The following is a 22,822-nucleotide window of genomic DNA, read 5'->3' on the forward strand; positions in this document are numbered from 1 at the left end:
GTGCAACCCCATGAATCTCCTCGGGCCCCGCTTCATCGTCCTGTACCTGTTGATCCTGTTCACGCTGTGCGTGCTGCTGGTGCATCTGCGCGGCCGCTCGCGCCTGCGCTTCGATCGCCAGCTGGTGGATCATTCGGCGCTGTTCGCGCCGTACAACCTGCTGATGTACGCGTTTTCGGCCGTGCCCGCGCGCCCGATCCTGGATCGCAGCGGCTTCCCGCAGCTCGATCTGCTGCAGAACAACTGGCAGGCGATTCGCGAAGAGGCCATGCACCTGTTCGACGAGGGCTATATCCGCTCGGCTGAAAAGCACAACGACGCCTCGTTCAATTCGTTCTTCAAGCAAGGCTGGAAGCGCTTCTACCTGAAGTGGTACGGCGAACCACTCGCCTCGGCCGAGGCGCTGTGCCCGGAAACGGTGAAGCTGCTGAACTCGATTCCCAGCGTAAAGGCCGCGATGTTCGCGCTGTTGCCGCCGGGTAGCCGCCTGAACCCGCACCGCGACCCGTTCGCCGGTTCGCTGCGCTACCACCTTGGCCTGATCACGCCCAATTCGGATGATTGCCGCATCTTCGTCGATGGCGAGATGCATGCATGGCGCGACGGCAAGGATGTGGTGTTCGACGAAACCTACGTGCATTGGGCCGAAAACCGCACCGACCAGACCCGCGTGATCCTGTTCGCCGATGTGGAGCGCCCGCTCAAATTCGGCCTGATGACGGCGATTAACAAGCGCGTGGGCGCCTTCATGGGCTCGATCACAGCATCGCCCAACAGCGATGACGGCAAGGAACAGGTCGGCTTCGTCAACCGCATGTTCGCCCTGAACCAGCGCGGCCGCGAGCGTACGCGCAAGTTCAAGAAGGCGAACCCGAAGCTGTTCCGGGTCATGAAGTACATTGGCATCGTGCTGATGGTGTGGCTGGTATTCCTGGCGCCCTACCCCTTCTTCCGGGGTTAAAGAAGATTTCACGCGCCGCAGGATAAAGCGGCGCGATACTCCGGCCGGGGTGAGCCTGAACGGAGATACGGGCATGAAGCAGCGCTGGATCATCGTGTTAGCACTAGTGGCTCCATTTGCGGCTACCGCCGGCACGCCGCCTGTAAAGGCCGGGCCACCCGCCGAGGATATGGGGCCGCTGGTTGCCAGACTGGTCAACGACACCACGCTCGATGCGAAGTCGCAGGCACTGGCATTCCGCCAGCTGATGGGCCTCGGCAAGGCAGGCGTGCCTTATGTCATTTCGCACCTGGGCGATAGCCGCCGGCTGGCGGAGCAGTCGATCTGGGTGCACGGGGCGCCGGGCCGGGAAGACGTGCAGTATCAGCCTTGGTATGTGCACGACGGCCTGATGGCGGTGCTGAAGGAAGTGACGGGCCAGGCAAAGGGGCCGCTGACGGGCCACCTGTTGCCGTCGCAGCGGGCGAAGAACGTGCGCAAGTGGGTCACATACTGCGTTGAGCGTTACCCGACCCAAGCGGCGGTCTGCCAGCGGGCGCTGGAGAACACCTCAGTCACCAACGATGGCAACGATCCGCAAGTGGCGCAGATGAACTCGCCTCCGGCCTCGCGCTAGCGGGCCCAAAGGTGTGCTCGTGCGCACAAACAAAAAAGCCCGGCATATGCCGGGCTTTTTCTTCATGCTTGAACCCAAGCGATTACGCCGCAGCCTTGATCCGCTCCACGATCGCATCGCCGAACGTATCGGTCGTGCCGGTGCCGCCCACGTCCGGCGTCGTGCGGTCGCGCGCGTTCATCACGTCGCTGATCGCAGCGCGCAGGCGCGTGCCCTTCGCCACCATGCCCAGGTGATCCAGCATGTCCGCCGCCGCCAGCAGCAGCGCGCACGGGTTCGCCTTCTTCTGGCCCGCGATATCCGGGGCCGAGCCGTGCACCGCTTCGAAGATGGCCGCGTCCTTACCGATGTTCGCACCCGGGGCCAGGCCCAGGCCGCCCACCAGGCCAGCGCACAGATCCGAAAGGATGTCGCCGAACAGGTTGGTGGTGACGATCACATCGAACTGGTACGGGTTCATCACCAGCTGCATGCAGGCGTTATCGACGATCATTTCCTGGAACTCGAGGTCCGGGAAATCCTTCGCCACTTCGCGCGCCACATCCAGGAACAGACCCGACGAGGTCTTCATGATGTTGGCCTTGTGCACGGCCGTGACCTTCTTGCGGCCCTTCGCGCGCGCCATCTCGAAGCCGTAGCGGCAGATGCGCTCCATGCCCGGGCGCGTGTTACGAATGACCGACACGGCCACCTCGTTGGCGCCCTCACCCTCACGCGTCTGGCCTTCGGCCATATACGCGCCCATGGTGTTTTCGCGCACCGTGATGATGTCGATATTGTCGTAACGCGCCTTGGTGCCCGGGAAGCTGATTGCCGGACGCACATTGGCGTACAGGTCGAACTTGCGGCGCAAGGTAACGTTGATCGAGGTGAAGCCACCGCCGATCGGGGTGGTGAGCGGGCCCTTGAGCGCGACGGTGTGCTTGGCGATGGCATCGATCGTGGCCTGCGGCAGCAGGTCGCCGTGCTTCTCGAGGGCCACCATGCCCGCGTCCACGAAATCGTAGGTCAGGCCGCAGTCGAGGGCATCGAGGACGCGAATGGTCGCATCCATGATCTCGGGGCCGATACCGTCGCCGGGGATCACGGCAATGGTCTTGCTCATGGGGATTACTCCTGGAAGGAAGCGGGTCTGAAGACACATGCGAAGCATGTGCCGGGGAAGGAAAATCGTCCGATTATCGGCGATTTTGCCCGCTTCCTTCAAGGATGCCGCCGTTGGCGGCCCGTTTTCAGCTGGCCGCGTGGTCGGCGCAGGCGGCGGCTTCGCTGCCCGTCTCACCTTCCAGCGAGTCCAGGAAATCCACGGCGCGACGCAGGTGCGGGATGACGATGGAGCCGCCTACGACCAGGCCGACGCTGAATACTTCGAAGAACTCGTCGCGGTTTACCCCGGCTTCCTTGCACTGGGCCACGTGGTAGCTGATGCAGTCATCACAGCGGAGCACCATGGACGCTACCAGCCCGAGCATCTCCTTGGTCTTCACATCCAGCGCGCCCGCGCGGTAGGTCTGGGTATCCAGCGCGAAAAAGCGGCGAACCACCTGGTTGTCTTCACCCAGGATCCGCTCGTTCATGCGCTGGCGAAAGGCGGTGAATTCCTCGACTCGGGTCTTGTCCGTGGCCATCAGTGCGACGCCTCGAGGATCTCGGCCAGGCGGCCGCTACGATCGGCGGCGGCAAGGTCATCAAACCCGCCCACATGGGTACCGTTAATGAATATCTGCGGCACGGTGCGGCGGCCGCCGCTCTTCTCCAGCATGAGGTCGCGCTGGGCCGGATCCATATCGATGCGCACCTCGTTCCACGCGAGGCCCTTGGCCTTCAGCAGGTTCTTGGCGGCGACGCAGTAAGGGCATACCGCGGTCGAATAGATGGTGATGTCGGGGGTGCTCATGGAACGGGTGTCTCCGAACGCTCTGATGACCGTGATATGGCGGCCTTGACCCTATTCTACAACCCGCCGCGAACCCGCGCCGCGCCGCGCGGTCCAAGCCGGTCGAGGCCCCGTGGTGGTATCGTTTTGACACTTATGCGCCAACCCTTTCCCCGCCTGCTTCTCCTCGCCGCCAGCACCGCCGCCACCTTCGTGGCCGGCGCCCAGGAGGCCGTGCGCCTGCCTGACCTGGGCAGCTCCGCCAACGCCCTGATCAGCCCGCGCGAGGCCGAGGATTACGGTGCCCAGATGCTCCGGCAGATGCACGCGCTGGACCTGACCCTGGATGACGCCCTCCTCGACCAGTACATCAATGACCTGGGGTTCCGCCTGGTCGCGGCGAGCGACCGCCCGAAGGACCATTTCCAGTTCTTCATCGTGCGCGACACCCAGATCAACGCCTTCGCAGCCCCTGGCGGCTATATCGGCGTGAATGCCGGCCTGATCAACATCACCCAGAGCGAAAGCGAACTGGCGGGCGTCATCGCGCACGAAATTGGTCATATCACCCAGAACCACCTGTATCGCGCCTTCGAGGCGTCGAAGAAGGATGCGCCGCTGCTGGCGCTGGTACTGCTCGGCGCGATCGCGGCCGGCAGCGCCGGTGGTGATGCCGCGGCAGGCGTACTCATGGGCGGCCAGGGCCTGCTGCTCCAGCGGCAGATCAACTTCACCCGCAAGGATGAAATCGAGGCCGACCGCGTCGGTATCCAGACGCTCGCCAATTCGGGTTTCGATCCAGACGCCATGGCGGATTTCTTCGGCCGCATGCAGGACACCTTACGCGTGGGCGAAGGCGAAGATGCGCTGCCCGCCCTGCTCCAGACCCACCCGGTAACGCTGGATCGCATCAGCGACGCCCGGGCACGCGCCCGTGTGCTGGAGGATCGCCTCAAGGATCGGCCCAAGCTACCCACCCTGGACAAGGCTAGCTGGGAAAAAAGCACCGCACCCGTGCTCTTCGTGAAGGACCCCACCACCCTGGTGAGTACCGGCAATGCAGCACCCAAGGACAGCGCCGGCGATACCTACGCGCTGATGCGTGAACGCGTGCGCGTGCTATCGGGGGATGCTGGCAAGCTAGCCTCGTATTACGCCACCAACCTGAAGCGCAAGGATTTCGATACGGGCGCCAACCGATACGGTTACGCCGTGGCGCTTATCCGCACGAACCACGGCAGCCAGGCCATTGAGCAGCTGCAGCCCTTGCTGGCCAGCCGGCCCGATAGCGTCGTACTGCGCCTTGCGATGGCCGATGCCTACATGGACGCGGGGCGTTCCGGTGATGCCATGGCCATCTACAAGGCCTTGCATGCGAATTCACCACGCAACGTGGCCGTGGCGCTGGGCTATGCCAAGGCGCTGGCCGTGCAGGGCAGCCGGGAGAGCGCCCAGCAGGCCGCCGCCCTGCTCCGGCCCATGCTGGATAACAGCGACGACCCGGAAATCTTCCGCACCTACGCCCAGGCCACCGAGCGCGCGGGCGATAGCATTCGTTCGGCCGAGGCCTACGCCAACAGCGCCTACCTCTCGGGGCGCCCGTTTGATGCCATGGAGCAACTGCGCCGCCTGCTCAAGCGCGATGACCTGGATTTCTACCAGCGCTCGCGTATCCAGGCCCAGATCGCCGACCTGACCCCGCTTTTGCTGGAGCTGCGCAAGCGCCGGGTGGCCACGGATGACAACCCGGACGGCCGCTCGCAGCAATAGATGCGCCTTATCGGCAAGGGGCGAATGTGACGATTGTCATTGCCCTGTAACACGACACGGCTGCAATATGACGGTCACAGCCACCAAGCGGTTCCCAGCGTGCATAAACGCATTCTTATCGTGGAAGACGAAGCATCGATTCGCGACATGGTCGCCTTCGCGCTCCGCAAGGCGGGCATGGACGCGGCTCACGCCGCCGACGCCCGCGCCGCACAGATGGCCATCTCCGAGCGTGTTCCGGACCTGATCCTGCTCGACTGGATGCTCCCGGGCACCAGCGGACTGGAACTGGCCCGCAGGCTGCGCCGCGAGGAACTGTCCCGCGAAATCCCCATCATCATGCTCACCGCCCGCGGCGAGGAGATGGACCGGGTAAACGGCCTGGAGGCCGGCGTGGACGATTACGTGATCAAGCCGTTCTCCACCCGCGAGCTCATCGCCCGGATCAAGGCGGTGCTCCGCCGCAGCCAGGGCGATGATGGCTCAGGCGTGGTAGAGCTTGGCGGCCTGCGCATCGACGGCCCGGCACACCGCGTGTTTGCCGGCGACGACGCCGTACCCATCGGCCCGACCGAATACCGCCTGCTGTTCTTCTTCATGACCCACCCTGAGCGCGTCTACTCGCGCGCCCAGTTGCTGGATCACGTGTGGGGCGGCAGCGTGTACGTGGAAGAGCGCACCGTGGATGTGCATATCCGCCGCCTGCGCAAGACGCTTGAACCCTGGAAGCTGGACGATATGGTCCAGACCGTCCGCGGCGCTGGCTATCGCTTCTCTGCCAATACCTAGGCTTAGGCGTGGTAGCCGCGCTATGGTGCGTTCCACCAGACCGCCGGTTACCTCGTTATGCCACCCAGCTTCCTGACTTCCTGGCGACTGCCTGCCACCTGCGCTGCCCTGCTTATCGTGGGCGGCGTGGTCGGCGCGTTCCTGGGTGCGGCGCTGGCCGGCGTGACCGTTGTCGCGCTGGGCCAAATCGTCGTGCTGCTGTCGCTGTTCCGTCATAAGCCGGGGCCAATGTTGCAATCGCCCGCAACGCACCACCCTGAGCATGACCGTCTCATGACCCGCACCCGTCGAATCGCCTCCCGCCTCCGTGACCTGCGCAGTGCGGCCGGCTCCCTCCCCGATGGCGTCGTCCTGTTGGACCACGCACAGCACGTCCGCTGGTTTAACCATGCGGCGGAGGAGCTGCTTGGCTTGAAGGGTCCGCGGGACCGCGGCCGCTTTATCACCGATATCCTGAAAAACAGCGACCTCGCCGAGTGGCTGGACGAGGGGGCCCGCGAGCCGCTGACCGATGTCACCGCCCCGGGGCATCCGAACCGGCATATCACCGCGACCCTGCTGCCTTTCGGCAGCCGCCAGCGCGTGCTGCTGGCCCGCGATACCAGCCACCTCACCCGGCTGGAGCAGATCCGCCGCGATTTCGTGGCCAATGTCTCCCATGAGCTGCGTACGCCGCTCACCGTGATCCACGGCTACCTCGAACTGCTGGATCCGGAAGATGTGCCCGAGCTCGCGCCCGTACTGGATGAGATGCGCGCGCAATCCAAGCGCATGGGCCAGATCGTCGAAGACCTGCTGACCCTCTCGCGCCTTGAAACGCAGGATCATCTGGCCGAAGAACATGTGCAGATGGCCCCGCTGCTTGCTTCGCTGCGCAAGGAGGCCGAGGCGCTGAGCCAGGGCCGGCATACCATTTCGCTCGATGTCGCCACGGGCTACGACCTGCTCGGGTCGACCAAAGACCTGCACAGCGCTTTCGGCAACCTGGTCGGCAACGCCGTTCGCTACACCCCCACGGGCGGCAAGATCGCCATCCGCTGGGCCGCGACGGAGGATGGCGCACGCTTCTCCGTGCAGGATTCGGGCTTTGGCATCCCCGCCGCGCACATTGCGCGCCTCACGGAACGTTTCTACCGCGTCTCGTCGAGCCGCTCGCGTGATTCGGGCGGTACCGGCCTGGGCCTGTCGATCGTGAAGCACGTGCTGAACCTGCACCAGGCGCGCCTGTCGATCGAGAGCGAGCCGGGCAAGGGCTCTACGTTTGCCTGTGTCTTCGGCAGCGACCGCCTGCTGGATGGCTCGCGCATCCACGACGTGGCAGGCGCGCCGGCCTGAACGCATGGCTGCCCGGCGCCCGCAGGTTGCTGCGATGCCCCTTTCCGTGACGGCCGCCCATGGTTCACCATCGGCGGCTATGAAACGAACCGCGGAACGCATGAACGCGAAGGTCGACCTCGGGGCCGCCGAGCTGTACATCAACCGTGAGCTGGCGGCGCTGGAGTTCAATTTCCGCGTGCTGGCCCAGGCCAGTGATCCCGACGTCCCCGTCCTCGAACGGCTGCGCTACCTGACCATCGTCAGCAATAACCTCGATGAGTTCTTCGAGGTGCGCGTGGCGGTGCTCAAGCACAAGCATGCTCTTGGGGCCGCCACCCCTGGCGCAGATGGCATGTCATCGGGAGAGATCCTGGGCCGTATCCGCGAGCGCACGCTGGAGCTGGTTGGCGAGCTGTACCGCATCTGGCGCGATGAGCTGGGTCCCGCACTCAACGACGCCAATATCCGCTTCCTTACCCGCGACAGCTGGTCTGACAAGCAACGGCGCTGGCTGCAGGGCTATTTCCAGAACGAGATCATGCCGGTGCTGTCACCGCTGGGCCTTGATCCGGCCCACCCGTTCCCGCGCATCCTCAACAAGACCCTGAACCTGGCTGTGGTGCTGAAGGGCCGTGATGCATTCGGCCGGGAAGGCCATATGGCTTTGGTGCGCGCGCCTCGTTCGCTCCCGCGCATCATCCGCATCCCCACCGAAGTATCCGGCAGCGATGGCGATTTCGTCTTCCTGGCCGAGGTGCTGCAAAGCTTCGCCGATGAAATCTTCCCCGGCTTCCAGGTGTGCGCGGCTTATCAGTTCCGCGTAACGCGCAACAGCGAGCTGGTGGTGGAAGAAGCAGAGGTCGAGAACCTCGCCCGCGCGCTGAGCGAAGAGCTGGCCGGCCGCGGTTATGCCCGCCCGGTGCGCCTCGAGGTGGGGGCGGATTGCCCGCGCGCCATCACCGACATGCTCATGGCGAACTTCCAGCTGGAAGATGCCGACATTTACCGCTGCGATGGCCCGGTCAACATCATTCGCGCCGGCGTGATCTACGACCAGCTCGACCGGCCCGAGCTGAAGTTCCCGCATTTCACGCCCCGTCTTACGCCTGCGTTCGCCAAGGGCGTGAACGAGTTCGACGTGCTGGGCGAGCGCGATGTGCTCATGCACCACCCCTACGAGTCGTTTGCTTCGGTGGTGGAGCTGCTGCGCCGCGCCTCCCAGGATCCGGGTGTACTCGCTATCAAGCAGACGCTTTACCGCGCCGGCAAGGATTCGCCGCTCGTGGACCTGCTGGTCGACGCCGCACGCAACGGCAAGGATGTCACCGTGGTGATCGAACTGCGTGCACGGTTCGATGAAGAAGCCAACATTGGCCTGGCCAACCGCCTGCAGGAAGCCGGCGTGCAGGTGGTGTACGGCGTGGTCGGCTACAAGACCCACGCGAAGATGCTGCTCATCGTGCGCCGCGAAGGCAGCGGCCTGCGCCGCTACGTGCACCTGTCCACGGGTAACTACCACCAGGGCAATAGCCGGGGCTACACCGATATTGGCCTGATGACGGCCAACGCGGAAATCGGCGAGGACATCCACAAGGTGTTCCAGCAGCTGTCCGGCCTGGGCCCCATGATCCAGCTCAAGCGCTTGCTGCACTCCCCGTTCACCCTGTACAGCAGCGTGATGGGGAAGATCGAGCGCGAAATCGAGCACGCGAAGAACGGCCGCGCAGGCCGTATCGTCGCCAAGCTCAATGCCCTGAACGAAGCGCACGTCGTCGAGGCGCTATACCGCGCCTCGCAGGCAGGGGTGCAGATCGACCTGATCATCCGCGGTGCGTGCACCTTGCGTCCCGGCATCAAGGGCGTATCGGACAACATCCGGGTGCGCTCCATCATCGGCCGGTTCCTCGAGCACAGCCGCGTGTACTGGTTCGGCAACGATGGCGAACCGGAATTGTACTGTGCCAGCGCCGACTGGATGGAGCGCAACCTCATGCGTCGTATCGAGGTGGGTGTGCCCATCCTGGAACCCGAGCTGTTCAAGCGCGTGTACGACGAGACGCTGGACAACTACCTGCGTGATAACACCCAGGCGTGGATGCTCGGTGCGGATGGCCGCTACACGCGGCGCCACCCGGAAGCGGGCGAGCTGCCGCACTCGGCGCAACAGGCGCTGCTGGCAAAGTACTGCGGGTGACGCGGCGCATCCTGCTCCTGTCGGTGTCCGCGGGCGCAGGCCATGTGCGTGCCGCCGATGCGCTTGATGCCACGGTCGCGGCCCTTGCCGCCCGGGGCGGAAAGGTAGAAGCGCGCCACCTCGATGTCATGGATTTCGTCCCATCGAGTTTCCGCCGCATCTACGCGGATTTTTACCTGGGGCTCATCACTCGCTATCCGCGCCTGTGGGGCATGCTTTACCGCATTACCGACGATGCCCGTCCCGACGCCGTCGTTCAGCGCATGCGCCGCACGATTGAACGACTTAACACGAGGCGCCTGCGCTCGGCCATCGCGGAATTCGCGCCCGACGCCATCGTGTGCACGCATTTCCTGCCCGCCGAAATGCTGGCCCGCCAGATCCGCAAGGGGCGCGTCACAGCGCCCGTGTACCTGCAGGTAACGGATTTCGATCTTCACCGCATGTGGCTGGTGCCCGGCATGAGCGGCTACTTCGCCGCCAGCCCGGAAATTGCCTACCGCATGCATGCGGTAGGCCTGCCGAGGGAACGTGTGCATACGACCGGCATCCCGGTCATGCCTGCCTTCGCCGAACCGCACGAACGTGCCGCGCTCGCCCGTGATTTCGGCATGGACCCGCTGCGCCCTGCCTACCTTGTCATGGGCGGCGGCGCGGGTGTGGGCGCACTCGACGAGCTGGCCGATAACCTGCTCTCGGCAGGCGGCGATTTCCAGCTCGTGGTGCTGGCCGGGCGCAACGAAGACATGCTTGCACGCCTGCGCAAGCTTGCGGCGGGCAAGCACGCCGGCCGCCTGTTCCCCCAGGGCTACACGCGCCATGTCGAACGGCTCATGGCCTGCTGTGACCTCGCCATCACGAAACCAGGTGGCCTGACCACATCGGAGTGCCTCGCCATGGGCCTGCCGATGATCGTTAACGCACCGATCCCCGGGCAGGAAGAACGCAACGCCGATTACCTGTTGGAACAGGGTGCGGCGTGGAAGGCGATCGACGGGGTTGCCCTCGCATGGCGCATTCATGCGTTGCGTAATGATCCGGCCCAACTCGCCGCCATGGCCACCCGTGCTCGCGCGATCGGCCGCCCCCATGCCGCGCGCGATGTGATCGATATCGTGCTCGCGCAACTGGGCCACCGATGAGCCATTCCCCGCGCCGGCGCGTCATCTCCGCGCTGGTCACCGCCGCGTTTACGTTCCTGCTGGCGTTTTGCTTCGCGCATGTCGAGGTGGAGATCGAGGGCCCGCACGGCTGGGCCACCAGCCTGCCTACGTGGCGCATCGAAAACCACTGGCTGCTCGACCTGCTTTGGGGCGGACGGCCCATGACGGGCTACCATGCCTGGGTTTTCCCGTTCATCGCGCTGTTTTTCCACTTCCCCATGATCTTCCGGGGCTTCTGGAGCTGGCGGGCGCAGGTGCGCATCATTGCCTGCGTCATGTTGTTCTGGGTGGCCGAAGATGGCCTGTGGTTCATCCTGAACCCAGCGTTCGGCCTTGGCCGCTTTACCCCGGAAAACGTGCCCTGGCACCGCCACTGGTGGGGCCCGGCACCCACGGACTATTGGGTGTTCGGTTTCCTGTGCATTCTGCTGTTCGCGCTCTCCGCCATGCCGAAATCGCGCGCCGCCATTTCCACAAACCGGTAAAGGCGTGACAAAATTCACCGATACGCCGCTGCGGACTTCTCCCTTGGCCACATCAGGTAAATCGCAGATCAACGACGGCGAATTCATCGCTGCCGTTGACCTCGGCTCTAATAGCTTCCACATGGTGGTGGCGCGCTACGAACACGGCGAGCCGCGCGTTGTCGATCGCCTGCGCGATTCGGTGCGCATGGCCGTGGGTTTGCGCCCCGACGGCACACTGGATGCCGCGCACCGCGCCGCTGCCCTGGGCAGCCTCGCGCGGTTCGGGCAACGCCTGGCAGGCATCCCGGCATTGCACATTCGTGCCGTGGCGACCAATACCGTGCGCCGCCTGGCTTCCCCCCATGCGTTTCTTTCCGCTGCGGAAGCCGCACTGGGCCACCCGGTCGAAATTGTCTCGGGTCGTGAAGAAGGCCGCTTGATCTTCCTGGGTGCGGCCCATGATCTGCCCGCCTCGCGCGATCACCGCTTGGTCATCGATATCGGCGGCGGCAGCACGGAATTCATCATTGGCCGCGGCACGTCGCCGCTGCTGACCGAAAGCGTGCAGGTGGGTTGTATCGCATCCACGCTGCGTTTTTTTCCAGGCGGCAAAATCACCCGCAAACGCTGGCAGAAGGCCCGTCGCGAGATCGGGGTACTCTTGCAGCAGTTCTCCGAGGATTACCGCGAAGCCGGTTGGGCGGATGCCTACGGCTCGTCGGGCACCGCGAAGGCCATCGGCTCCGTGGTGCGCGCCATGAAGCTATCGGACAATGGCATTACACCCGATGCCCTCGCCGCGGTTCGCGAAGCGCTCATTGAGCAAGGCGCCACGGGCGCCCCTCTGAAGTTACCGGGGCTTGCCGAAGACCGTGCCGAGGTCTTCGCCGGTGGCGTGGCGATCTTCGAAGCCGCCTTCGAGGCGCTTGGGATCGAGCGCCTGGGCGTGTCGGAAAGCTCCATGCGCGAAGGCGTGCTGTGGGACCTGATCGGGCGCTCGGCCGGCACGGATCCCCGCATGGCCAGCATCGATTCGCTGGCCGCGCGCTACGGCGTCGATCGCGCCCAGGCTCGCCGCGTTGAAACCACGGCCCTATCGCTGTTCGACCAGCTCGCGAAGGTATGGAAGCTCGACGATGACGGCCGCGAATGGCTGTCGTGGGCAACACGCGTCCACGAGCTCGGCCTGGCCATCGCGCACAGCCAGCACCAGCGCCACGGCGCCTATATCCTTCGCCACGCCGACATGGCGGGCTTTTCACGCCAGGAGCAGCAACTGCTCGCGGCCATTGTCGAGTCGCACCGTCGCAAGCCTGAAAAGTCTGTGATGAGTGCGCTGCCCGTCCGCTACCGCGCGCTGGCGCGCCATATCACCGCCATCCTGCGCCTGGCGGTGTTGTTCCGCCGCGCACGGCGCGCCGAGTCGCTGCCGCGCATCCGCGTAAACGCCACCCGCCAGCGCCTGCGCCTCACCCTGCCTGCGGACTGGCTCGACCAGCACCCCCTTACCGAGGCGGACCTGGAGCAGGAGCGCGAGCCGCTGGCGGAACTGGGCCTCGAGCTCGAGATCGTTACGGAATAACCCTGCCCGCGCCCGCCATGGGGGTATCATGGCCGGGTTGTCACTTTGCACGAACCGGTTGCCCATGCTGAAAGCCGCTCTCGCCAGCCTCCTCCTCGCCCTGCCCGCTGCCGCCCTGGCCCAGCAACAGGCCAAGCCGGCGGCGCCCGCGCCCGGCCCCGTGGATCACCCGCGGGTCGTGGTGCACACGAGCCAGGGCGATTTCACCCTGGAACTGTTCCCGGAAAAAGCGCCCAAGAGCGTCGCCAACTTCCTCCAGTACGTGCGTGATGGGTTCTACGACGGCACGGTGTTTCACCGGGTGGTCGATGGCTACATGATCCAGGGTGGCCTCTACAGCCGCGACCTCACCCAGCGGCGTACCCGCGCGCCCATTGCCAGCGAGGCCGATAACGGCCTGTCCAACCTGCGCGGCACCGTCTCGGTGGCACGTGGCGCGGATGCGAATTCGGGAACGTCACAGTTCTTCGTGAACCTGGTCGATAACCGGCGCCTGGATTACGTGAGCAACCAGAGTGGGCTGACCTGGGGCTTTGCCGTGTTCGGCAAGGTGGTCCAGGGCATGGATACGGTCGACAAGATCGCCAAGGTACCTACGAAGGCTCAGGGTCCCTTCGTAGGCGATGTACCGAACCCGCTGGTGATCATCAATTCCGCCCAGGTCGTGGGTGAGGAGAAGGCGGTGCCCGCTGCCACGTCATCGGCCGCGAAGCCGGCCGCGCCTGCGCCAGCGGCCGCACCCCCCGCGAAGAAGGCCGAGAAGAAGCCGGCCGCCAAGACGTCGCCATGACCACCCTGTTCATTGCCGACCTGCACCTGGACGACGCCCGCCCGCACATCACCGACCTCTTCGAGCACTACCTCGCCTCCGGGGAGGCGCGCAGCGCCAACGCGTTCTACATCCTCGGCGACCTGGTGGAAGCCTGGATTGGCGATGACGACGATGCCGAGCTTCCGGCGCGCATCGCCGCGGCCACCCGGGGCTTGCGCGATGCCGGCGTGCCTGTCTACTTCATGGTGGGCAACCGCGATTTCCTGCTGGGCGAGGCCTTCGCATCGCGCGCGGGCATGACCCTGCTCGACGATGGCACCGTGCACGACATCGAGGGTGTACCTACCCTGCTGATGCACGGCGATGTGCTGTGCACCGATGACGTGGAATACCAGGCGGTTCGCAAGCAAGTGCGCACCGATGCCTGGAAGCAGCAGATCCTTTCCATGCCGTTGGCGGCGCGGCGCGCGTTCGCGGCGCAGGCGCGCAGTGACAGCAAATCCCGCACCGGCCGCATCGATGAAACGATCATGGATGTGAACCAGGGCGCCGTCGAAGATGCCATGCGGAACGCACGGGTCACCCGGCTGGTGCACGGGCACACGCACCGGCCTGCCGTGCACGATTTCCAGCTCGGCGCCGAGCCGGCCCAGCGCATCGTGCTGGGCGATTGGTATGACCATGGTTCGGTGTTGCGTATTGAGCCAGGTAGCGTGGAACTACGCGGGCTAAAGCTGCCGTAAGCTGGCCGCGCGTTGCGCGGATCACCTCACAGGGTAATGAGCCACGCCAGCTCGCTTTCGGAGAACCCGGCCTCACGCCGCGCCTCAAGATTGAACGGCCCGCGAAGCGACCCGTTCATATAGTCATTGAGCAACGTGGCAAACGTTGCCTCGGGATCGATGCCATCGCGCGCGCAGCACCAATGGAACCAGCGGGTTCCCGCAGCAACATGCGCCACTTCTTCGCGAAGAATGACTTCGAGGATGGCAACAGTGCGCTCGTCTTTCTGGTGGCGCAGGCGCTCCATCATGCCCGGCGTGACATCCAGGCCCCGGGCTTCGAGGACGCGCGGCACCAGCGCCATGCGCGCCGTATCGCTATGCGCGGTCTTCTCGGCCATTTCCCACAGGCCGTTGTGCGCATCGAAATCGCCGTAGGCGTGGCCAAGCTCCCTCAGGCGCCCCTGCAACATCATGAAGTGGCGCGCCTCGTCGTTGGCGCACGACGCCCAATCGAGGTAGTACGCCTCGGGCTTGCCGCGGAAGCGATACACCGCATCCCACGCAAGATCGATGGCGTTGAACTCGATATGCGCGATGGCGTGGACCAGCGCGATACGCCCTTCCAGGGTACCGAGGCCCCGCTGCGAAAGCTGGCGAGGCGATACGAGCGTCGGCCGTTCGGGCCGACCGGGCAGCGGTATGGGCTGCGCCGCTGGCGATTGCGGATCCGGACCCAACTCACCGACGCTCAGGCGAGCGAACGTCTCAAACGTGAGGCGCACTTTCTCGACGGGATCCGCCGCATCGAGGCAGCGGCGGGCGGCGGCGTGGAGGTCCTGCATGTCGGGCTGCGCGGCACGCGTGGTGCGTGCCGCGCCTGACCTCAGGCCGTGCGGCGTTCGTTCTTGGCGCTATCCGAACGCAGGGCTTCCTGCTGTTCGAGGAAGGCCGAATCGACGCCCGTGACGTACTCGCCAGAGAAGCACGAGGTATCGAAGCGTTGCAGGTCTTCGTTGCCATCCTGCACCGCCCAGACCAGGTCTTCCAGATCCTGGTAAATGAGCCAGTCGGCGCCGAGGATCTTCTCGACTTCCTCGACCGTGCGACCCGCGGCAACCAGCTCGGAGGCGGCCGGCATATCGATGCCGTACACGTTCGGGTAACGCACCGGCGGCGCCGCCGAGGCGAAGTAGACGTTCTTCGCGCCTGCGTCGCGGGCCATCTGGATGATCTGCTTGGAGGTGGTGCCGCGGACGATCGAGTCATCCACGAGCAGCACGTTCTTCTTGCGGAATTCCAGGTCGATGGCGTTGAGCTTGCGGCGCACGGATTTCACGCGCTCGCCCTGCCCCGGCATGATGAACGTACGGCCGATGTAGCGGTTCTTGACCAGGCCTTCGCGCATGGGAACGCCCAACGCCTGGGCCAGCGAGCTGGCGGCGGTACGCGACGTGTCCGGAATGGGGATGACCGCATCAATGCCGTGATCGGGGCCACGCTCGCGCAGGATCTTTTCGGCGAGCTTTTCGCCCATGCGCAGGCGCGCCTTGTATACCGACACATCCTCGATCATCGAATCGGGGCGCGCGAGGTACACGTATTCAAAAATGCACGGCGCATGCACCGCGCCCTCGGCGCAGCGCTTGGTGAATAGCTGGCCGCCCTCGGTGATGATCACGGCTTCGCCCGGCTCGATGTCACGCAGGCGCTTGAAGCCCAGCACATCGAGGGCCACGGATTCGGAGGCCACGGCATATTCGCGCCCCTCGGCCGTTTCGCGCTCACCCAGCACCAGCGGGCGAATGCCGTTCGGGTCGCGGAATGCGATAAGCCCATAACCCAGCACGAGGGCGATGCAGGCGTAGCCGCCACGGGCACGCGCATGCACACGGGCCACAGATTCGAAGACGTGCTCGGGCGTGAGGTCGCCGCGATCTTCCAGCTGCAGTTCGTGCGCCAGCACGTTGAGCAGCACTTCCGAGTCGGAATCGGTATCGATATGGCGGCGGTCGTCCTCGAACATTTCCTTGCGGAGCTGCTCGGTGTTGACCAGGTTGCCGTTATGCGCGAACGCGATGCCGTAAGGCGAGTTCACGTAGAAAGGCTGGGCCTCTTCCGTGCCCTCGGAGCCCGCCGTGGGGTAGCGGCAGTGGCCGATGCCGATACGGCCGCGCAGCTTGCCGACACCCGCCGAGTTGAAAACATCGCGCACCAGGCCGTTGCCCTTGTGAAGGCGCAGGCGTGCGCCATCCACGGTGGCGATACCGGCGGCATCCTGACCGCGATGTTGCAGGACGGTCAGGCCGTCATACAGGGCCGATGCCACTTCCGTGGTACCGACGATGCCGATGATTCCGCACATGGTGTTGCCTTCTACGAAGAGGCCGCCGTGGAAGCGGCAGCGGGGTGAGCCTGGCTATTGTCGCGCTTTTGCCCGGGGATAGGCAGGTCGCGCAGTTTCATGAGATCGTCCTTGCTGGGGAGCTGGACGTCCGGCATTTTCATGTTCTTCAACGCTTCCGGCGGGTGCATGTAATCGCGCACGTTCGCCGGGATCTGCTCGCCGATCCATGCGGCGGGGGCCCGGAACTGCTGGAGCATGGTCGATTCACGCCACCAGGGGTCGTTCGGCAACGGCGTGAAGCCGAGGATGAACACCACCAGGCTGACAATGAGCACGCCGCGGGCCAGGCCAAACAACATGCCGAAAAGGCGATCGGTACCGCCCAGCCCCGTGCTCGCCACCAGGCGCGACACGAGAAACCGGATGATGCCGCCCACCACCAGGACGACGACAAACGCCAGCGCGTAGCCAATGCCCACACGGGCCGTGGCATTCGACACCGAGCCTTCCATGTAATGGGCCAGCTGCGGCCCAATAGCCCAGGCGACCCAGAACGCGGCCACCCAGATCACCAGCGACAACACCTCTGAAATGAGGCCGCGCGCCAGGCCGATCAAGACCGAGATGAACAGCACCGCCAGGATGACGTAATCGGCCCAATTCACACTGCTACTCCCCATGTGGCGATGTGCGCGCGGCGCGGCCCGTTACGGGGCCGACACCACGACGCCATCGAGGCCGACCTTGGCCTTGATCTGTTCTTTCAGCCGCACCGCGTCATCGCGCTGGGTCTGCGGGCCGGCCCGCACACGCCAGAGCTTCGCGCCGCTGCTGGAAGCGATGCTATCGACATAACCGGCGATGCCCGCACCGCGAAGCTTGTCACGCAGGCGGGTGGCTTCGGCCTCGCTGCTAACGGCGGCGACCTGCACGGCAAACCCGCCGGCGCGCGGCGCAGCGGCCGGAACAGCGGCGGCCTGGGCCTGCTGAGCCGCCACGGGAGCCGCGACAGCCGGCTTGGGCGGCGCCGGGACATCAGCGGTCTGTGTCTCGGGTTTCGACGAAAGCGACGCCGGCGCACCCGGCACGGCTGCGGTGATCTTGAGGCGCGCGGCCTCGGCAGCGGCGCGGGTCTCGAACGGGCCCGCCGTGACACGGGTAAGCGCCTTGCCTGCCTGGTTCGTGTTCGCGGTGCTCACCGGGTAGCCAAGCGCACGGACCTTCTGGACCACGGCATCGGCCTTGCTGCGGTCTGCATAGGCGCTGAGGTTAATGCTGTAGCTGCCGCGGGCGGCCGTGCCGGCCGGAACGGCTGCCGGGGCTTCCGCGGGTGCAGGCGTGGCGAGCGCACTGGCTGGGGCCGGCTTTGCGGGCTTGGCCGGTGTCGGCGCCGGTGCGGGCTTGGCAAAATCTTCCGGCAGCGCATCAACCGGCTTGCGCGAGGCGATGTCCACCGAGGCCAGGCGGCTGCCGCTACCCGGGGTCACAGCCGCCGGCGGCGCGGCCGGTGCGGCCTGCGGGGGCGACGGCGGCTGGCCAGGCGCTGCGGCGGCCTGCTGCGGCGCCTGCGGGGAGGCAGCAGCCGGTGAAGCCGTGCCGTTCGGGGAGACATCCAGCGTACGCGACTGCAGTTCGCGGTCCGGCGCCGGCGGGATCTCGAGGCTGACCGTCTGGTCGGTGTCGCTCTTGGGCGGCGTGCTGGAGAACAGCATGGGCACGATCAAGACAAGCAAGGCGATAAGGACGGCGGCACCCAGCAGGCGTGTTTTCAAGGAAGGCTCCATTCGGCCAGCGCAATGCGGATCGCGGCGATTATAACCGGCAATGGGTGGGGCCCGGTGCCCTTCCCCGTCTCGGCGTTCACGCCCGCGTCGTCAACGCCGCACTCGCCACGAAGAACGAGCCGAACAACAGCACGGTGTCGCTATCCCGCGCCGCCGTCCTGGCGGCCTGCCACGCGGTGCCGACATTGGGAAACGCCCCGCGTACGGCATCCGGCAACGTTTCGGCAAATACGCCTTCCAAGGCCGCCGCGGCCAGGCCCCGCGGCGTGTCGGCATCCAGGCCGGCCAGGAACCAGTGATCGATGCGGTCGCCCAGCGCGGTGATCACGCCAGCCACATCCTTGTCGGCGAGGGCGCCGTAAACGGCGTAGACGCGGCCGGTAGCCGGTTGCGCATCAAGCCAGGCGGCCAACGCGCGGGCGGCCTGCGGGTTGTGGCCCACATCCACGAGCGTACGCGGGTGTTCCGCTATCTGCTGCAGGCGGCCCTCGACGCGCACGCCGGTGAGCGCCGACGCCACCGCGACGGCAGGCACCGCCAGTGGCCCGCGCAGTGCGTGCAGGCTAGCGATGGCGGCCGAGGCGTTGGCGAACTGAACAGGTGCGGCAAGGGCCGGAAGCGGCAGCTCAAGGGTGGTGCCATCCGTATGAAACCACCGCCAGCGGGAGTCACCCGTGCCCGCTGCGGGGGTCTCCCACCAGAACGAAGAACCTGCCCGCTCAATGAGGGCACCTGCGCCGCGGAGCGCATCGAGCAAACCTTCCGGCGGATCGAGCTCACCCACGACGGCGGGCCGCCCGGCACGGGCAATACCCGCCTTCTCCCGGCCAATACTGTCGCGATCATTGCCAAGCCATGCCTGGTGATCAAGGTCGATGGTCGTAATGACGACGAGATCGGCATCAATGATGTTCACCGCATCCAGCCTGCCACCCAGCCCGACTTCGAGAATGGCGACATCCATACCGGCGCGGGCCATCACATCGATGGCCGCGAGGGTACCGAACTCGAAATACGTCTGGGCGATAGTGCCGCGTGCGGCTTCAATGCGTTCAAACGCGGCGACGAGCGCCGCATCGCTGGCATCCACACCATCGATGCGCACACGTTCGTTGTAGCGCACGAGGTGCGGGGATGTGTAGCAACCCGTTCGGTAACCCGCAGCGCGCAGCATGCCCTCCAGCAGCGCCACCGTGGAGCCTTTGCCGTTGGTGCCGCCGACGGTGATGACGATGGGCGCAGGCCGAGGTGCGCCCATCGCCTGCCATACCGAACGCACCCGATCGAGGCCCAGCTCGATCTCATGGACGTTGGTCGTCTCCTGGTACGCCAGCCATTGCTCCAGGGTGCGGGTCATGTGCGTGCCTCTGCGCGTTCGAGTTCGCGCATCCAGAAATCGAGGGTATGGGGTGATGCTTCCGCATGGCCACGCTCCTTCCATGACAGCGTGCACGCCATGCCATCCACAGGCGCGTATCCCCGGCCACGCCAGAAGGCATCGTTGGGGCGGTAGCCCGCAGGCATGCGTGGATCGCCAGCATCGCGCCGCACGGAGCAGAACGCGGCAAAGCGAAACCGGCCCAGGGACGCCGCGTGTGCCTCGCGCGCATCAAAGAACGCGTGGCCTGCACCCCGACCGCGCCACGGCGACAAAAGCACCGATTCACCAAAGTAGAAGATGCGATCCAGTGCCAGGCCGCGCGCCAGGAACGGTGCATGGAAGGCGGTGCCATCGTCAGCCAGCGGGATGCCGGTGGATGCCCCGACGGCCTCCCCCGCCTCCGTCCGAGCCACCACGCAGATGCTGCCAGGTGACGCGGCGTAAGCGGCGAGGTAATCGCGCTCATAGTCGCGGTCACCGTCGTACAGGTAGGGCCAATCGCGGAACACGGCGATCCGCAGCCCGGCCAGCTCATCGGCCACGGGCAGGATCTGCTGCCCTACGTACGAGGTCATCGTGAGACCGGAAATGGGGCGCATGGCGGAAAGCCCAACGAAAGAGCCGCAAAGCTTAATGGGACATCCGCCCGTGCGCACCTGCATGGGCGCTCGGCGGAAGAAACGCACGAGGTTTCCCATGTTCGCGCCATGGTCCCACCTGGTTGACTGGACAAGTGTCCACGCCATCACACCGTTCCTCGCCTGGTTGCACCTGAAAGACCTGGCGGGCGACCCGCGCGAGATCGCCGAGGCGATCCTAATCTCAATGCTCCAGGTGGGCATCATCGCCCTGCTCTTCCGGCCGCTTGAATCCATGATTCCGGCCGAGCGCTGGGAACATCGCAGGCTAACCCGGGTCGACTGGCAGTACACCCTGATGATGCTGCTGGGCATCTTTCCGATGTTCAGTTATCTGGTGCTCACCCCGATCAGCAATTACTTTGGCGGCGCGGATGCGAGCCCGGGCGATGAGTCGCTACTAGGCATCGTTCACTGGATCCCGATGCTGAAGGACCATCCACTCGCGCTGTTCGTCGTCTACTACATCATTTACGACCTTGTGTATTACTGGATGCACCGGCTGCAGCATGCCCTTCCCTGGTGGTGGGCATTGCACAGCATGCACCACAGCACCCGGCAGATGAGCTGCTGGACCAATGATCGTGGCAGCCTCGTCGATGGGTTCCTGCAATCCATGGTGTTGGCCGGCGTTGGCGTGGTGATCGGCGTGGCACCCACCGATTTTGCGTGGTTGGTGCTGCTGGGAGAGCTGGTCCAGAACTTTTCACACGCGAACGTGCGCGTACGCTTCGGGCCAGTGTTTGATCGGCTTCTTGTCTCACCCACCTTCCATCGGCTGCACCACATGCTGGTGGACCCCGATCGCCCGACATTGCACAACTGCAACTTCGGCCAGGTCTTCTCGATATGGGACACCCTCTTTGGCACGGCACTGCACGGCGAGCCCATCCGACCGACCGGCGTCGGCGACCCCATGGTGGACGCGGACAACGACAAAAGCCTGGCCGGCCTGCATTGGGCCGCGTTCCGCCGATTCTGGGGCGCGTTCACCAGCAGGGCCGGTTGGAAGCTCGGCGAAGTGGCCTTTAGCGAGGATTACCGGCCGGTATCCGTGAAAGATATTGACTTACATGCGTTACATAACGAAAAAGGCCAGCCTCACGGCCGGCCTTTCTTTTCGCACGACGCCGTCGATTAGCAGTCGGCGCCACCGAACGGATCGTCGAGGATGATGGTGTCGTCACGATCGGCGCCGGTGGCCACGAGCGCCAGCTTGCACCCGGAGAGTTCTTCCACCGCACGCAGGTAAGCGCGAGCGGCCGGGGGCAGCTTGTTCCAGTCACGGATGCCCGCGGTGGATTCTTCCCAGCCCGGGAACTCCAGGTACACCGGCTTGCACTCATCCCAACCATCCGCATCGAGCGGGGCCAGTTCACGGCGCTTGCCGCGGTATTCGTACGCGATGCAGACCTTGATGCTTTCCAGGCCATCGAGCACATCGAGCTTGGTGATGGCCAGGCCATCAATGCCGTTGATCTGCACGGCACGCTTGAGCGCGACCAGGTCGATCCAGCCGCAGCGGCGCGGGCGGCCGGTGCTGGCACCGAACTCGTTGCCCTTCTTGCGCAGCAGTTCGCCCATCTCATCGTTCAGCTCGGTCGGGAACGGACCGCCGCCAACCCGCGTTGCATAGGCCTTGCAGATACCCAATACGTAGTCGATATCACGCGCGCCCACGCCCGTGCCGGCCAGTGCGCCGCCCACGGTGGTATTCGACGAGGTGACATACGGGTAAGTACCGTGATCGATATCGAGCAGCGCGCCCTGTGCGCCTTCGAACAGGATGTTGCCGCCTTCCTTGCGCACGTCGTGCAGGATGGTAGCCACGTCATCGACCATCGGGCGCAGGTACTCGCCCCAGGTGAGCGCTTCGTCCAGCACGGTCTGGTAATCGACAGGCTCGGCCTTCAGCCACTGGGTGAGCACGAAGTTGTGGTAATCGACCGCAGCCTTCACCTTCTCCGGCAGCTCGTGCGGGTACATCAGGTCGGCCACACGGATGGAGCGGCGGGCGACCTTGTCTTCGTAGGCCGGGCCAATGCCGCGGCCGGTGGTGCCGATGGCCTTGGCGCCGGAAGCGACTTCGCGCGCCTTATCGACGGCGATGTGGTACGGCATGATCAGCGGGGTAGCCGGCGAGATCTTCAGGCGGGCGCGCACATCAACGTTCTGCGCTTCCAGCTCGGCGATTTCGCTCATCAGGGCAGCCGGCGAGAGCACCACGCCGTTGCCGATGAGGCACAGCGCGTCATCGCGCAGGATGCCCGACGGGATCAGGTGAAGAACCGTCTTCTTGCCCTTGATCACCAGCGTGTGGCCGGCATTATGACCGCCCTGGAAACGGGCGACGGCACCGACGCGCTCGGTGAGCAGATCGACGATCTTGCCCTTGCCTTCGTCGCCCCATTGCGCGCCGAGAATAACTACTGACTTACCCATG

Annotated in this window: 22 protein-coding genes; 12 read left to right on the top strand and 10 right to left on the bottom strand. The window is 65.3% G+C overall.

The genetic code is table 11. From position 1 onward, the window contains the following. Positions 1 to 34: 34 nt before the first annotated feature. Together ABIE56_RS07375 and ABIE56_RS07380 are read left to right on the top strand one after the other, a co-directional pair. On the top strand, positions 35 to 961 hold the full coding sequence (locus ABIE56_RS07375; RefSeq protein WP_429243191.1) for an aspartyl/asparaginyl beta-hydroxylase domain-containing protein: 927 nt from the start codon (positions 35 to 37) through the stop codon (positions 959 to 961). A gap of 73 nt (positions 962 to 1,034) precedes the next feature. Further along, positions 1,035 to 1,577: a hypothetical protein gene (locus ABIE56_RS07380; RefSeq protein WP_429243162.1), complete on the top strand. Its 543-nt coding sequence runs from the start codon at positions 1,035 to 1,037 to the stop codon at positions 1,575 to 1,577. An 82-nt stretch (positions 1,578 to 1,659) separates the two neighbouring features. Here the strand turns inward: ABIE56_RS07380 and ABIE56_RS07385 are convergent, their stop codons facing one another. The 3 genes from ABIE56_RS07385 to grxC form a co-directional block, all read right to left on the bottom strand. After that, positions 1,660 to 2,682 (bottom strand): isocitrate dehydrogenase, encoded by a 1,023-nt coding sequence (locus ABIE56_RS07385; RefSeq protein WP_429243163.1) that lies wholly within the window; start codon positions 2,680 to 2,682, stop codon positions 1,660 to 1,662. Between the two features lie 127 nt (positions 2,683 to 2,809). After that, positions 2,810 to 3,205 (bottom strand): carboxymuconolactone decarboxylase family protein, encoded by a 396-nt coding sequence (locus ABIE56_RS07390; RefSeq protein ID WP_429243164.1) that lies wholly within the window; start codon positions 3,203 to 3,205, stop codon positions 2,810 to 2,812. Further along, positions 3,205 to 3,474, bottom strand: a complete 270-nt coding sequence (gene grxC, locus ABIE56_RS07395; protein ID WP_429243165.1) for a glutaredoxin 3 — start codon at positions 3,472 to 3,474, stop codon at positions 3,205 to 3,207. The genes ABIE56_RS07390 and grxC overlap by 1 nt, the downstream gene beginning before the upstream one ends. Before the next feature lie 135 nt (positions 3,475 to 3,609). Between grxC and ABIE56_RS07400 the strand changes: the two genes are divergently transcribed. The 9 genes from ABIE56_RS07400 (at position 3,610) to ABIE56_RS07440 (ending at position 14,250) form a co-directional block, all read left to right on the top strand. Further along, positions 3,610 to 5,223, top strand: a complete 1,614-nt coding sequence (locus ABIE56_RS07400) for a M48 family metalloprotease (RefSeq protein WP_429243166.1) — start codon at positions 3,610 to 3,612, stop codon at positions 5,221 to 5,223. Between the two features lie 99 nt (positions 5,224 to 5,322). After that, positions 5,323 to 6,012, top strand: coding sequence for a phosphate regulon transcriptional regulator PhoB (gene phoB, locus ABIE56_RS07405; protein ID WP_045827901.1), 690 nt, complete (start codon positions 5,323 to 5,325; stop codon positions 6,010 to 6,012). Between the two features lie 228 nt (positions 6,013 to 6,240). Beyond that, positions 6,241 to 7,347 (top strand): phosphate regulon sensor histidine kinase PhoR, encoded by a 1,107-nt coding sequence (gene phoR, locus ABIE56_RS07410; protein WP_429243192.1) that lies wholly within the window; start codon positions 6,241 to 6,243, stop codon positions 7,345 to 7,347. A 79-nt stretch (positions 7,348 to 7,426) separates the two neighbouring features. Beyond that, the gene (ppk1, locus tag ABIE56_RS07415) at positions 7,427 to 9,523 is read left to right on the top strand and encodes a polyphosphate kinase 1 (RefSeq protein ID WP_429243167.1); all 2,097 of its coding nucleotides are present in this window, start codon (positions 7,427 to 7,429) and stop codon (positions 9,521 to 9,523) included. Continuing rightward, entirely contained in the window at positions 9,520 to 10,665 is a 1,146-nt protein-coding gene (locus ABIE56_RS07420; protein ID WP_429243168.1) for an MGDG synthase family glycosyltransferase, read from the top strand. The genes ppk1 and ABIE56_RS07420 overlap by 4 nt, the downstream gene beginning before the upstream one ends. Next, positions 10,662 to 11,171, top strand: coding sequence for a hypothetical protein (locus ABIE56_RS07425; RefSeq protein WP_429243169.1), 510 nt, complete (start codon positions 10,662 to 10,664; stop codon positions 11,169 to 11,171). The genes ABIE56_RS07420 and ABIE56_RS07425 overlap by 4 nt, the downstream gene beginning before the upstream one ends. 43 nt (positions 11,172 to 11,214) lie before the next feature. Beyond that, positions 11,215 to 12,735, top strand: a complete 1,521-nt coding sequence (locus tag ABIE56_RS07430; RefSeq protein WP_429243170.1) for an exopolyphosphatase — start codon at positions 11,215 to 11,217, stop codon at positions 12,733 to 12,735. Between the two features lie 64 nt (positions 12,736 to 12,799). Further along, on the top strand, positions 12,800 to 13,525 hold the full coding sequence (locus ABIE56_RS07435) for a peptidylprolyl isomerase (protein ID WP_429243171.1): 726 nt from the start codon (positions 12,800 to 12,802) through the stop codon (positions 13,523 to 13,525). Beyond that, positions 13,522 to 14,250 carry a UDP-2,3-diacylglucosamine diphosphatase gene (locus ABIE56_RS07440; protein WP_429243172.1) on the top strand — a complete coding sequence of 243 codons (729 nt, stop codon included), beginning with the start codon at positions 13,522 to 13,524 and terminating at the stop codon, positions 14,248 to 14,250. Before ABIE56_RS07435 ends, ABIE56_RS07440 begins: the two co-directional genes overlap by 4 nt. Positions 14,251 to 14,276: 26 nt before the next feature. Here ABIE56_RS07440 and ABIE56_RS07445 read toward each other — a convergent pair whose 3' ends face one another. From ABIE56_RS07445 to ABIE56_RS07470, 6 genes are all read right to left on the bottom strand, one after another. Next, positions 14,277 to 15,074 (bottom strand): ferritin-like domain-containing protein, encoded by a 798-nt coding sequence (locus tag ABIE56_RS07445; protein ID WP_429243173.1) that lies wholly within the window; start codon positions 15,072 to 15,074, stop codon positions 14,277 to 14,279. Between the two features lie 41 nt (positions 15,075 to 15,115). Continuing rightward, positions 15,116 to 16,594: an amidophosphoribosyltransferase gene (gene purF, locus ABIE56_RS07450; RefSeq protein WP_429243174.1), complete on the bottom strand. Its 1,479-nt coding sequence runs from the start codon at positions 16,592 to 16,594 to the stop codon at positions 15,116 to 15,118. 11 nt (positions 16,595 to 16,605) lie between these two features. Beyond that, positions 16,606 to 17,241: a CvpA family protein gene (locus ABIE56_RS07455; RefSeq protein ID WP_247428129.1), complete on the bottom strand. Its 636-nt coding sequence runs from the start codon at positions 17,239 to 17,241 to the stop codon at positions 16,606 to 16,608. Positions 17,242 to 17,283: 42 nt separating this feature from the next. Next, positions 17,284 to 18,348 carry an SPOR domain-containing protein gene (locus tag ABIE56_RS07460; protein ID WP_429243175.1) on the bottom strand — a complete coding sequence of 355 codons (1,065 nt, stop codon included), beginning with the start codon at positions 18,346 to 18,348 and terminating at the stop codon, positions 17,284 to 17,286. 88 nt (positions 18,349 to 18,436) lie between these two features. Then, a complete protein-coding gene (gene folC, locus ABIE56_RS07465) occupies positions 18,437 to 19,717 on the bottom strand; it encodes a bifunctional tetrahydrofolate synthase/dihydrofolate synthase (RefSeq protein WP_429243176.1) in 1,281 nt (426 codons plus the stop codon). Further along, positions 19,714 to 20,340, bottom strand: a complete 627-nt coding sequence (locus ABIE56_RS07470) for a GNAT family N-acetyltransferase (RefSeq protein ID WP_429243177.1) — start codon at positions 20,338 to 20,340, stop codon at positions 19,714 to 19,716. The genes folC and ABIE56_RS07470 overlap by 4 nt, the downstream gene beginning before the upstream one ends. A gap of 97 nt (positions 20,341 to 20,437) precedes the next feature. On the opposite strand from ABIE56_RS07470, the gene ABIE56_RS07475 reads away from it, so the two are divergent. After that, positions 20,438 to 21,520: a sterol desaturase family protein gene (locus tag ABIE56_RS07475; protein WP_429243178.1), complete on the top strand. Its 1,083-nt coding sequence runs from the start codon at positions 20,438 to 20,440 to the stop codon at positions 21,518 to 21,520. On the opposite strand, the gene ABIE56_RS07480 is transcribed toward ABIE56_RS07475, so the two are convergent. Beyond that, a complete protein-coding gene (locus ABIE56_RS07480) occupies positions 21,517 to 22,821 on the bottom strand; it encodes an adenylosuccinate synthase (RefSeq protein WP_429243179.1) in 1,305 nt (434 codons plus the stop codon). The two genes, ABIE56_RS07475 and ABIE56_RS07480, sit on opposite strands and share 4 nt — an antisense overlap. Position 22,822: the final 1 nt, after the last annotated feature.

This window comes from Luteibacter sp. 621 (genome assembly GCF_050435445.1).
Classification (GTDB): Bacteria; Pseudomonadota; Gammaproteobacteria; order Xanthomonadales; family Rhodanobacteraceae; genus Luteibacter.